Raw genomic sequence first — 12,230 nt, forward strand, 5'->3', positions numbered from 1 at the left:
GCTTGGTTTAAACATGAGAATATTTTTTCCTTCTAGACGTCCTCTGAATAAGCCAGGCAGCTCCCAAGAGACCAAGGACGAGCAAAACCATTGATAAAGCAAAGAAGGGCGGACGGTAGACGAGTTCAATACGATTCATACCTGTCTGCAATGGGATGCCGGTAAAGGCAAAATTCGCTTTTTCAATCTGCCGCGTTTCATTATTTACTTTCAGGTGCCATCCTTTTTCAAATGGGATAGGAAGCACCATATACTTCTCTCCTGCTGTATTTTTATATTCAATGCTGACTTTGTTCTTATTCCAGTTCATAGCAGGCTGCTTCATCGGTTGTGCGGCCGCTCGGTGCAGCTCCTCGTAATCTTCCTCATACAGCTTCAGATTTTTTAACTCATAGGTTCCTTTAGGCAGCTGGATGGAGAGTCGTTCCGCTTTCGGCACCCGAATCACAACTGTGGAAATGCCGGTTTTATAAATAGACTCAGCCGCTTTTCTTGTGGTTTCATATTGATTGACTTTCAGCTTAAAACCTTTTCCATGAACATTTTTAATAAAGAATTGCACATAATAATCTTTTGTTTTTTCGGAGGAAGGACGGGGGGTGATGATCATGCCGCCGCCATTTTTTGCCACCTGTAATTTACCGTTCTTATAAATTGCATCCGCCTCTCTGATTTCCGCTTGTTCAATCGTATTTTTCTCTTTTTCCACTACCTGGCCTGGCCCATGCTTTTTCTCCAGCACGACTCCTGAAAGCATGGCGTGCTCTTTGTCAAGCGCCGAATGGTTTTTCAGGTCTTCTTCGTAAAATACGTTACTTGTCGTTCGAACAAACGGAAGGGGAAGCGTGTTTTGGAATACTTTGTAGTGAGCCGTTTCCGCTGCCGGAGTGAAACCGTATGGCGCATTTGCTGCTGTCCCTTTTTCCCTCATCCAGTACTTCGTTTGCAGCAAGCCGTAAAGATTTGCCCGGTTGCCTAAAGTAGCATAACGGCTCACACTTTCCCGGCCCATATCGATTTGCAGATCGCGCCAATAGAAGAAGAGCAGCTCCTGGTTAAAGATACTTGAATACAGGCTTGTTCCGTTAAAGTTTTGCACAATCGGTGTATTGTTTCTAAGGCCGTTCATCCAGTCGATTCGTGCAAAAGGATCTTTTTCGGAACGCTGAATTTCTTTGATCAATTGCTGCTGCTCCGCTCCGTCATACTCCGGGCTTTGCAAAAAGTCGCGGGAAACCTGGTCTACGCCGAATTTTTCAGACATGGTCATTTGTTCATACTTATTGACAACAACGAGGCAGGAGACGATAATGGCAAGCTGTAACAAAAAGAAGAGAACGGCTCTTTTTTTCCATGAGTAAAGCATCAGCAGAAAAGCAGAAAGCACAAAAAGCTGAATAATTAGGTCTCTTTGCTGTGCAAAGGTCGGAAGAAGCGCGGGCTCAATGATCTGCATGGTTACTTTTGCCAGCAGCCAATAAAGCAAAAAAGCTCCTGCTGCAGAGAAAATAAGCGGCCGGATTTGAAGCTTATGCAGCACTTGCAAGCCCGCCGCTACACAGCCGCCTGCTGCAAAGGAAAGCAGATATTCCCAGCGGTATTGCGGGGCCGAGAAGCCGTTGAATGCGCTTGCTGCCCATGGGCTGAAATGAAGAATAATCAAGAAAACAGTCAGTACAGCAAAAAAACGGTATGTACGCTCTTTATATAACCGGACAGTGAAGAGAAATAACAGCAGGATAGCCGGCAAAATCACATACTTGCTGGCGTATAGTACATGATCTGTAATTAGGAAAAAAGGAATCTCTGCTTGATAGGCCGGCCGGTGATTGTTAAGAAATCCATATACAGCAGGGAGAAAGGAAATAGCACTTATGCAGAAACTAATAAGCCCTCCCGTGAAAAAAAGCCCGAGCTGTTTCTGTTTGGGAAGCTCCTGTTTGGAAAGCGGCATCAGCCAGCGGAACAGGAGGTAAATAAATAGAAAGATCAAGTGAATATAAGCAAAGTAAAAATTATTGAAAAACATGAGCGACCAGGCAACGATAAACCAGGCCGGCTTTCCCTCACGGATGATTTTCTCCGTGCCTAAAACGAGAAGGGGCAGCCAGAGCATCGCATCTGTGAAAAACTCCCAAAATATGACATGCCGAAAATACATAACCGACAAGCCGTAGACAGCGGCGCCGGTAAAAGCTGCTGACAGGCGAATGCCCATATATTTGAAGGCGAAGGCAGCTGTTAAGATAATTAGAGCGAGTCTGATAAGGCTGACGATTAATACGCTATTCGCCCAAAATAACAAATCAGGGGGCGAGATGAGTCCAGCAGTTTCTAATAAAAAAACGATGGCTACAGTAATAAGGAAAATGACGGAAGTAGAAAAGTAATAAGCGAGCTGGCTGTAAAATCCGCCCCCTAAGCCAAACGCCCATGAATAAAAGAAATTCCCCTCGCTATATTGATCGTAAATAAATTTCTTAAACGGAACCATTTGCGACAAGCCGTCATTTGGCCCGATCATAAATCGGCCATTCAGCCACTCTTGGATAAAAAAGAAATGAGCAGCCGCCGATAAAAGCAGACTGCTTATCATCAAAAGCAAGACCTTTTTTTTTCTCATGCACTAACACTCTCTTTTTTCAAAATTTTGCTTGTAACGATAAATGTAGCAGGCAGGGCAACGAATACAGCTAGGATAGGAGTGATCATGCTGTTTATACCGAAGTATTCAATAAACACATACATAAAAAGGGAAGAAGCTGCAAAGTTAACCGCCTGCGATAACGGAAACTTTAAAAATTTCGCCAATGTCGGCTTTACCTTAAACGTAAAATAAGAGTTTAAAAAGAAGGAAACGACAAAGCTGACGAAAAAGGCGATCACATGGGAGGGCATATACAGCCATCCGAGGATCTTATGAAGAAGTAAATAAACAAAGTAATAATTAAAGGTATTGATTCCCCCGATTATGACGAATCTGATAAATTCTTGGCTTGTTCTTTTCATACTGCGCTCCGTTCATAAAATTGGTTTCCTGTATTAAATAAGGCGGCCGTTTTTTGGTTTCATAATAAATTCGGCCGATGTACTCGCCGATTACACCGAGGCTGACAAGCTGGATGCCCCCCAGTATTAACACGGCTGTAATAATCGTGAAGTAACCGGGAACCTCGATGCCGTTTTGCAAAATTTGAACAAAGGTAATTGCGCTGTAAATAAGCGCCAAACATAAAACAACTGCTCCTGAGTAAAAGCATATTCTTAGCGGCCGGTTGTTAAATGAAATAAAACCGTCCAGCCCATAATTCAACAATTTGGAAAATGACCATTTTGTTTCCCCATTTTCTCTTAATACGTTGTTGTAATCAATGATTTTTTGATTCATGCCGATCCATGAAAACAGCCCTTTAGAAAACCGCTGCCCTTCGTTAAGGGAAAGAACGGCTTGAACCGCTTTTTCGCTGAGCAGCCGAAAGTCCCCGACGCCATCCTCCAGCTCGACATCCACAATGTGGTTCACTAACCTGTAATAGGAGGAGGAAAGCCATCTCTTTACAGCTTTTTCCCCGTTGCGGTTGCGCCGTGCAATGACCTGGTCAAATCCTTCCTCATAGCCTTTCAGCAGCTTAGGAATTAAAGAAGGAGGGTGCTGTAAGTCGGCATCCATAATAATGACGGCCCGGCCGTTGGCATGCTGCAGGCCAGCGAGCAGGGCAGCTTCTTTGCCGAAATTGCGCGAGAACGAGATGAATTTTACTTTTGTTGTTTTTACAGCTAATTGTTTCATTTCTTCTAGTGTATTATCTGTGCTGGCATCGTTAATAAAACAGATTTCAAAATCATACGCTAACTTTGTAAATTCTTTTTTGATGCTTTCATAGATTAACGAGATGTTCGCTTCTTCATTATAAGCTGGTATGATGATTGAAATGGTATTCACACTTCTCCGCCTCTTCTCTTCATAAAATTGGTTCTGTTGTGTAACGTGCAGTTTCTTTCTTATGTATGCCCCAAATTGACAGAAGAATGAAAAGAAAGTTTAAGCCATGATATTTCGGTTTATGATATACATTCTGTCAAATCGACATATACCCTATTTCTGGATTTTTTAATCCTTTGAAAGAAAGGTTCGGTCATTCAAGCTTGATTTCATTTGAAAAACAAGGGTACATTTGATAGCAACAAATAAAAAAGCTTATTGAAAGGGCAGGTGTCAGCTTATGCTTGATTTACCTAAAAATCATAATCCTTCCAAAAATGATCAGCTCATTTCTCAGTTTTTCCAAAATGAACCATCTATAAACCAAATTGTTCAGGAAACAAGCAATTTATTCGATAGACAAAAAACTCGCTATTCTGCTTCTGTTGTTGCGGAGGCGCCCCGGCCGTTCTCGATTAGCCGTTTTATTCAGAGGGCTGTTTCATTTTTTGTTCAGCTGCTGCTTCCGGCAGAGAAAGCGAAGCCTGCTGCGCCATCAGCCACTTTAACAGATGAGGGTGGAAACGTTTTTCCAGCTTGGAAGGAAAGGCTGGATAAGGAATACGCCGCTTTAAATAACATCGTTCGAGAAGTCAGCGTGGAGCAGTTTGGAGCTGTAGGTGACGGCATAACAGATTGTACAGAGGCGTTTCAGAAAGCAATCGGCAACGGAAAAGTAAGGGTGCGTATCCCGAAAGGAACCTTCATAGTAAAAGAAATTCGTCTTCCTTCTTTTACTTATCTGATGGGAGAAGGAGCAGAGCAAACAATTCTTAAGCTTCATGATCAAGCCCCGAAAAGCAGCTGGCTGATTACCAATGCGGATCATAAAAAAGGCAATCATCATCTTTGTGTGGAAAACATGACACTCGATTGGAATGTCGAACGCCTTGGGGATATCCCGCGAACGAGCACGGGCGGCAACCGTTCAAGCTGCCTGACTTATGCCCATGTTACCTATGGATGGGTCAAAAAGGTGAAAGCGGTCAATCCGGGGCTTCATTGCTTCGATGTGTCCTCCACGAAATACAGTTACTCAGGGGATGGCACGAGAGCGCAGGGGGGCAGCAAGTACGTTTGGCTGGATGGCCTGCAGGGCTATGGGTTTGGCGATGACGGCATCACCACCCATCATAGCGATTATATTTTCATTTCTAACTCCTATATGTGTGATCCGAGCGGAAAGGCGCATAATGAAGGATTTTCTAATTCGAACGGCATCGAAGTAGACGATGGGTCGCAAAACGTTTGGCTGTTCAACAACTCGACCGCCAGATGCTTTGGCGGGGTGGAAGTAAAGGCGCATCATAATTCATCAGCCGCAAACAATGTGCATATTATTGGCCACTTATCTGTGAATGATAATCGTTCCTTTAACTTCCGGCATATTGGCCACCATAGTGCCGACGACCCGGAATCGCTTACCGCCTATAATATTACCGCTTCCCGCATTGTAGCCGTTGCTCCTATCAGAACCGCCCTTTATCGGGATTCCAAGCCGAGGGCTCTCGTTGTATCAGCTTATAAAAATGTGGTAATCAATCGGTTTGCTGCGGTCGGCGACCCGATTTACAACTATAACAAACAGCCGGTCATCGCTATTCAATACCGGGCACGAAACGTCCACCTTCACAACTTGCACATCAAAGACTTTCGAACGGCCGGAGTAGATATCAAAGTATTTGGCGGACCGCAAAAGGCGGATGATGTCCATATGAAAAATGTAGTAATTGAACAGTCTGCTAAAACGGGCATTTTGATCGGGGCAGGGGTGAAACAGGCAACCGTCGAAAATTTACGCGCCAAGGTAACAGGCGGAACCTGCGGCTGCCAGGCAGAAACTTCATCGGCAGTTTTGAAGAACATTGTGGCGCATGGATATGAAACTGATTTTTCACAGGAGGCTTTGAACCGCTAATGTGATAGCAGAAATGCCCAGGTTGAAGCTATTCTTTGTTTCATCCTGCAGTTTTCTCCCGGGAGTGCTGGAAGAGTACCAGAAACAGCCGGATAGATACACAAACCCTGATAAAATAGTGATAGTTATTTAACAAAAATTGTAGTATATTCATAGGAGGTGGAAAAATAATCACATAAAGGGGCTATTGGCAAGAAGATGAATAATGAACTAAACAGCCGAAAGAAGAGAAGAAAGCGCAGACGCTTAAAAAAATCAGTGAAACTGACGCTTTGTGTTCTCAGTATGTTGATTGTCGGACTCTCCATATATAATTTCAGCTTAAAATCTGGTGAAACCGCAGTAAGTGTAGATACAAACAAAGGAAGAGCAGAAGCAAAGCAAGCAGAGAAAAAACAATCGGCGCCGATAAAGGAAACCACGCTCACCATTAGTGCGGCTGGAGACTTTACGCTTGGGACGGATGAAACGTTCCAATATGCAGGCTCTTTTCCTGATGAAGCAGAAAAGAATGGTCTTCCGTACTTTGTAGCAGAATTAGACGATATTTTTAAAAACGATGATTTATCAACTGTTAATCTAGAGACGACCTTGACAAATGCTACAGAAAAAGCCGTCAAGAAATTCCGCTTTAAAGGTGATCCTTCTTATGCACAAATTTTGGAGCTTGGCGGAATTGAGAGCGTCAATCTGGCTAACAATCATATTCATGACTATTTGCAAAAAGGCTATGAAGATACGATAGAGACACTAAAGAAACAAAAAATAGGCTACTTTGGCTACGACCATCAATATATAACGGAAGTAAAAGGAATAAAGGTAGGCGCTCTCGGCTATGAAGGCTGGAACGATACAAGAGAGATTCGCGAGCAAGTAGCAAAGGATATCCAGTCATTAAAGAAAAAAGGCGCTGAAATCGTTCTTGTTCATTATCATTGGGGAGTGGAACGAAGCTATGTGCCGGCAGAGTCACAAAAAACGCTGGCACATTACACGGTAGACAGCGGGGCCGACTTGGTTCTTGGTCATCATCCTCATGTCGTTCAGGGGGTAGAAGAATACAATGGCAAATTTATTGTTTACAGTCTAGGCAACTTTATGTTTGGCGGCAACCGCAACCCAAGCGATAAAGATACGTATGTATTCCAGCAGACGTTTCATCTGAAGAACGGGAAATTGACGGACAAAAAAGAGATTAATGTTGTTCCATTCTCTATCTCTTCTGTGGCCTATAGGAATAACTATCAGCCTAAAAAATTGGAAGGCGCAGAAGCGGAGCGAGTCAAGAAGAAAATTATCGATGTCTCTGACCAAATTAATGGATCAGATTGGCTGCAATATGAAACCGGCAAGTAAGCGAAAGGAAAGCTGGGCAAATAAGACATTATTTGCCCAGCTTTTTTTGTATTTAAAAGAGCGGAAGGAACTCCTCCGCATCAAAATCGGCAGAAAGATCAATCATGTTCTTTAAGAGAATCAAAGGATTTCTGGACAGAGATGACGAAGAATAGGATATACCTGAAAAAAAGGAGGGGAAAGATGAGAAAAGAACTCATGAAAAAACTGGAAAAGAAAGTATCTCTGCCGGTAATTATGGCTCCGATGTTTTTAGTATCCAGTCCGCGGATGGTGATTGAAGGCTGCAAATCAGGGATAATCGGCTCGTTTCCGCTGTTAAACGCCCGGACAGCAGAAACGCTGAAGGAGTGGATGGAAGCAATTACACTCGAACTGGAGGAAGCTGAGCGCCAAAATCCGGGCCAGGTTATTGCTCCTTGGGCCGTTAACTTTATCGCTCACCGTTCAAATAAGCGGTATGACGAAGATCTAGAGTTAATTAAAGAATATAAGCCGCCGATTGTTATTACCTCGTTAGGCGACCCGAGCCCAGTCGCAGAAGCTGTTCATCAATATGGCGGTTTAGTTTTCGCGGATGTAATTACTGTGTCGCATGCCAAAAAAGCAGCTGCAAGAGGAGTAGACGGGCTGATATTGGTGTGCACAGGAGCGGGAGGCCATGCAGGCACGATTAATCCTTTCGCATTTGTCGGGGCAGTGAAGGAGTTTTGGAATGGCATCACCATTCTGTCAGGGGCCATCTCGAACGGCCGGGATATTATGGCTGCACAAGCGCTTGGAGCTGATTTTGCTTATATGGGAACCCGCTTTATTCCAGCAGAAGAAAGCTTTGCCCAAACAGAGTACCGCGACATGCTGATTGATTCCACACTTGATGACTTAATCTACACAAACGCTTTCAGCGGGGTAAAGGCTAATTACTTAAAGCCCAGTATTAGGCAAGCAGGATTGGATCCCGATCAATTAGAGAAAAAGGAGCAAGCCGATTTTTCCAAAATGAATGAAGATGGGCCGAAAGCATGGAAAAATATTTGGTCAGCTGGCCAAGGCGTTCATATGATTCACAGCGTTCAAACGGTCTCGCAAATTGTTGATGAGCTGAAGGATGCCTATAATGAAGCAAGACAAATGCTGATAAGCGAAAAAGTATAGTGAAAAGACAAGCCAAGACATGAATGATTATTCATTCATGTCTTGGCTTGCGAACAAAAGAAGTTCAGAATGCTCTTATTCTGAACCTCTTTTGTTGTTGGGCTCTATTATAATGGTTCAGCCATTAAAACAAATGGATTTTGAGCAATTTGAATGACGGACACTTATGATAGCTTACGCTTGTCAAAGTTCAATGTGTAATACTTGTTCAACTAACGGAGTGACTTGAATAGAATAATCATTATCGTTTTTATGTCAAATATTGGAGGTGTCTGTTATAAAAAGGGGCAACGTTGGAACGGCTTTGTTTACAGGTCTATTTGTTGGAATGACGGTTTTTTTATCAGAGTATTTACTTCCTAACGCAAGCCTTGTTACCTCATTAATAGTTACTGGGTTATCTGCTTTAGTCGGTGGCTTGATAGGTAATAAGTTATTTTCCAATAAATCTTGAATAAATTGGTTATGCCCGTCATCTGGCGGGCTAAATGGCTTTATGGGACAAGCTGATCTAAAGCGATCATATCTATTTGGCTCTGTTGGATTGTTTTTCGAAAGTTCAACTCGGGAGATTGATCTATTTATTCTAAAACAGCCATCATTATAGGACTGTTCTACCCTCGTGCACCTTGAGGATTGGAATCGAAATCAACCGTCCGCATTGTTCGATGCATCTAACTTACTAAAGGATAGAAAAAGACTTTTATGGTTCTTTAGTCTGTTTTTTCAGAAAAGATACAAAAGGGGAATCGTTTACATTTTCTCTTATAACCTTCTAATTTATATTTTTTGCCATATTGTCGAATTATATTCCCTGATTCCATTGACCTTTAACAAAAAATAGCATAAAATACGAGAGGTCGACATTTGGTTTTTTTGCTAAATGCTAGAAAACTTACATGCAATTATTACAGTGTATATAGATTCATATTATCTAGCTATTATTGAAGGGATTTAGAGAAAATGAAACGATTGCGTTGGCCTGCTTGGGTCATTCTGACTATAATTTTTCTTTTTGTACTCATAGGATTTAACCGTATATTGGAAAACTCTACATATGCAAAGAATGAAAAAGTAGAAACAAAGAAACTGAGTAAATATCCTGGGTTACAGCTGGAAACAAGAACGAGTGAAACGAAAGATTATACACTGGCGATCAGCATGCCTCTTGCCGCCAGCGAAAAAGTCAACCAGCCGATTCAGCAATGGGCAAAAAGACAGGAAGAACAATTTGTCGAAGAGGTAAAAGCCCATTCGAATTTATTTGAAAAGAAAAAGCGTGCAAACTTAACAATTGAAGTAGATACAGGCAAAGTTAATGACCATATATACAGTCTTGTTTTTTCCGCTTATCAGTACACTGAAGGCGCAAATAGACAAGAGACGATTAAAACATTTGTTATTGACGTAGCTCAAAATAAAATTTTAACGGTGACGGATATTTTGCAGGATAAGAAAGACAGTCTGGATGAAATCCGCGCGTTGGTGACCGATCAATTAAACAGCCAGGAAGATATCGCCTTTTACATAATGGATGATTTGCTGGAGGATGCTCTGAAAGATGAAAGTCAGTGGAAATGGTCCATCAGCCAAAAATCATTTATTCTGTATTTTGATAAGCATGAGGCAGCAGCCGGGCCGGCTGGATCATTGAAAGCAGTTCTTCCGGTGGAGCAGGTCAAGCCGTTTTTAAACGAAGACATCGCCAAGGAAATCAAAACATCCGAGCAGTCAAAAGGACAGCTTATTAAGCCGGGTGGGAAGCCCGTTAAATTGGATCCTAATGGGAAATATGTGGCTCTTACCTTTGATGATGGACCGAATGCCACTTCGACTCCTAAAGTTTTAAGTGCGTTGAAAGCCCATGATGCGGTTGCGACGTTTTTTATGCTGGGCAGTCAGGCTGAATATTATCCTCAAGTAGCCCAGCAGGTATTGACTGAAGGGCACGAGATCGGAAGCCATACTCAGAGCCACCGGGATTTGTCCACGTTAAAAGATGCTCAAATTCAGCAAGAGCTTGGAGAAGCAAGCCGCAAGATTGAAGGAGCGACTGGATATAAGCCGACACTGTTGCGCCCTCCGTACGGAGCTTACAATGATAAAGTCCTGCACGCGGCTAAACGCGAAGGGACACCAATTATTCTATGGTCAGTTGATTCGCTTGATTGGAAAAGCCGGAATGCCCAAGCCGTCAATGATGTAGTTCTGCGGACGGTCAAGCCTGGCTCGATTGTATTGATGCATGATATTCACCTTTCAACAGCAGAAGCATTGCCTTCCTTATTAACAGCTCTTAAAAAACAAGGCTATCAATTTATAACCGTGTCACAGTTGCTGTCATTAAACAACCAGTCGGAATTAGGTCCATATTATAGTAAAGTGAACTGATGGATGCAGCAAAGAAACACTGTCACCTGAATAACCAGGTGGCGGTGTTTCTTTTTGTTTGATAAAGTTATTTCTTCGAGCCGATGCTGGGTGGCGTATAGGCTAAATATCTGAAGCTGTTTCTTATTCTAACGTTTCATTTCCAAGCAGCACAAACTCATAGCCTTGCTCCCGCAAAACCGGCACCGCTTGCTTCACTCCTTCAGCTGTGCCGCTTTGTGGCTGGTTCATATGCAACAGAGCAATGGCACCTTCTTTTGCGCTTATTAATGCTTGTTTCACCTGTTCGCTCGAAAATGTCGCTCCCGCATCGCCAAGCACATCAAAATTAACCACTTGATAGCCGAGCTCCTCCGCTAATTGAACAGCCACTTCATCGTAATAAGCTGTTCCCGAACGAAACATCGTCATCTCCTTGCCTGTCAAGGCTTTTACCGTTTGGTGATTGCTCATAATTTCATCATAAACGGCTTGCGGCGAGGCAGTGGCTTCAATTCCCCATGCTTCTCCACCTGCGACAGACAGCGGGGCATGCTCCGTTCCATGGTTTTCAATTTGAAACAAAGGATCAGCCGCTAGCTCTAAAAAAAGCGCCTTATTTGCCTGAATCCAACGTTCATTTAAAAACAACGTAGCTGGAACCTGTTCCGCTCGTAAAAAAGAGAGGAGTTCTTCATCATAGCCACTGCCATGAGTCCCTCCGCATGCATCAAAGGTAAGCGCCATTTTCTTCTCGTCCGTTTCCATTCTTGTTTTTACTCCATCCACCTGTTCGCCCCATTGCACGGGCTTGCGTTCAAATGCACTTAAATCAAGGGGCTTCATTACTTCTTCAGGCGCCTTTTTTGACACTTCTGCTACTTCCTTTTCCGCTGCCGGAATTGATTCTTTCTCCTCTTTCTGACTACATCCTTGAAGCAAACATAAAGATACACACGTACTTAATAGTAAACATCTTGCTTTCATATTTCTCCCTCATTCTTTAATCTCAAACTGTATCAATCACTTTATTATAACCTCCCATGAACAAGTTTGGGTTTCACTGTGTAAAGAAAAATAGGAAACGATCCATCCATCCGCCTGATATTTTTAAGCAATGGTGACATAACGACAATAGATCATTTCCTCTATGAAAATGACCTAATCATAAAATATTCACAATCACAAGGGAAGGCAGGCTAAATTCACTGCAAATAAAATGCTCCTTTTAGCTACTTTGGGCAGTTCAAGGAAGTTCATAAAGCATGGGTCTATTTGGATCAGCCACCAGAATTTTTAGAGGCACTGCAACAAAAATCAGGGGACTGCCGCTCACCACCTGATGCTGAGGAAGTCACTGTTCTAAAAGAGGCAGCGATGACTCTTGACAATAGCAGACTCGTAAAGTGAACCTGCAATCAGTGAGGGGCTTGATTCCTCACTGATTGC

8 protein-coding genes are annotated in these 12,230 nt (G+C 42.8%); 4 read left to right on the forward strand and 4 right to left on the reverse strand.

Annotation, left to right across the window (positions count from 1 at the left end; translation table 11 throughout):
- Window positions 1-7 precede the first annotated feature (7 nt).
- From BBA02S_RS01540 to BBA02S_RS01550, 3 genes are read right to left on the reverse strand one after another with little or no spacing between them, the layout of a single operon-like run.
- Window positions 8-2,623 carry a YfhO family protein gene (locus BBA02S_RS01540; RefSeq protein WP_041113632.1) on the reverse strand — a complete coding sequence of 872 codons (2,616 nt, stop codon included), beginning with the start codon at window positions 2,621-2,623 and terminating at the stop codon, window positions 8-10.
- Window positions 2,620-3,009, reverse strand: coding sequence for a GtrA family protein (locus BBA02S_RS01545; RefSeq protein WP_041096112.1), 390 nt, complete (start codon window positions 3,007-3,009; stop codon window positions 2,620-2,622). The genes BBA02S_RS01540 and BBA02S_RS01545 overlap by 4 nt, the downstream gene beginning before the upstream one ends.
- Window positions 2,948-3,943 (reverse strand): glycosyltransferase family 2 protein, encoded by a 996-nt coding sequence (locus BBA02S_RS01550; RefSeq protein WP_041096110.1) that lies wholly within the window; start codon window positions 3,941-3,943, stop codon window positions 2,948-2,950. The genes BBA02S_RS01545 and BBA02S_RS01550 overlap by 62 nt, the downstream gene beginning before the upstream one ends.
- Window positions 3,944-4,223: 280 nt before the next feature.
- Between BBA02S_RS01550 and BBA02S_RS01555 the strand changes: the two genes are divergently transcribed.
- From BBA02S_RS01555 to BBA02S_RS01570, 4 genes are all read left to right on the forward strand, one after another.
- On the forward strand, window positions 4,224-5,900 hold the full coding sequence (locus BBA02S_RS01555; protein ID WP_041113631.1) for a glycosyl hydrolase family 28-related protein: 1,677 nt from the start codon (window positions 4,224-4,226) through the stop codon (window positions 5,898-5,900).
- 198 nt (window positions 5,901-6,098) lie between these two features.
- The gene (locus BBA02S_RS01560; protein ID WP_041113630.1) at window positions 6,099-7,256 is read left to right on the forward strand and encodes a CapA family protein; all 1,158 of its coding nucleotides are present in this window, start codon (window positions 6,099-6,101) and stop codon (window positions 7,254-7,256) included.
- A gap of 183 nt (window positions 7,257-7,439) precedes the next feature.
- On the forward strand, window positions 7,440-8,411 hold the full coding sequence (locus BBA02S_RS01565; protein ID WP_041096104.1) for an NAD(P)H-dependent flavin oxidoreductase: 972 nt from the start codon (window positions 7,440-7,442) through the stop codon (window positions 8,409-8,411).
- A 1,041-nt stretch (window positions 8,412-9,452) separates the two neighbouring features.
- Complete coding sequence (locus BBA02S_RS01570; RefSeq protein WP_169799347.1) at window positions 9,453-10,802, forward strand: polysaccharide deacetylase family protein; 1,350 nt, start codon at window positions 9,453-9,455, stop codon at window positions 10,800-10,802.
- 123 nt (window positions 10,803-10,925) lie between these two features.
- Here BBA02S_RS01570 and BBA02S_RS01575 read toward each other — a convergent pair whose 3' ends face one another.
- Window positions 10,926-11,768 carry a polysaccharide deacetylase family protein gene (locus BBA02S_RS01575; protein ID WP_041096100.1) on the reverse strand — a complete coding sequence of 281 codons (843 nt, stop codon included), beginning with the start codon at window positions 11,766-11,768 and terminating at the stop codon, window positions 10,926-10,928.
- Between the last annotated feature and the right edge of the window lie 462 nt (window positions 11,769-12,230).

The sequence above is a fragment of the Bacillus badius NBRC 15713 genome (genome assembly GCF_001591605.1).
Lineage (GTDB): Bacteria > Bacillota > Bacilli > Bacillales > Domibacillaceae > Pseudobacillus > Pseudobacillus badius.

Bases quoted from the DNA above. Each gene is read 5' to 3' on its own strand.
- BBA02S_RS01540 (WP_041113632.1), bottom strand. From the start codon at position 2,623: ATGAGAAAAAAAAAGGTCTTGCTTTTGATGATAAGCAGTCTGCTTTTA.
- BBA02S_RS01545 (WP_041096112.1), bottom strand. From the start codon at position 3,009: ATGAAAAGAACAAGCCAAGAATTTATCAGATTCGTCATAATCGGGGGA.
- BBA02S_RS01555 (WP_041113631.1), top strand. From the start codon at position 4,224: ATGCTTGATTTACCTAAAAATCATAATCCTTCCAAAAATGATCAGCTC.
- BBA02S_RS01560 (WP_041113630.1), top strand. From the start codon at position 6,099: ATGAATAATGAACTAAACAGCCGAAAGAAGAGAAGAAAGCGCAGACGC.
- BBA02S_RS01565 (WP_041096104.1), top strand. From the start codon at position 7,440: ATGAGAAAAGAACTCATGAAAAAACTGGAAAAGAAAGTATCTCTGCCG.
- BBA02S_RS01575 (WP_041096100.1), bottom strand. From the start codon at position 11,768: ATGAAAGCAAGATGTTTACTATTAAGTACGTGTGTATCTTTATGTTTG.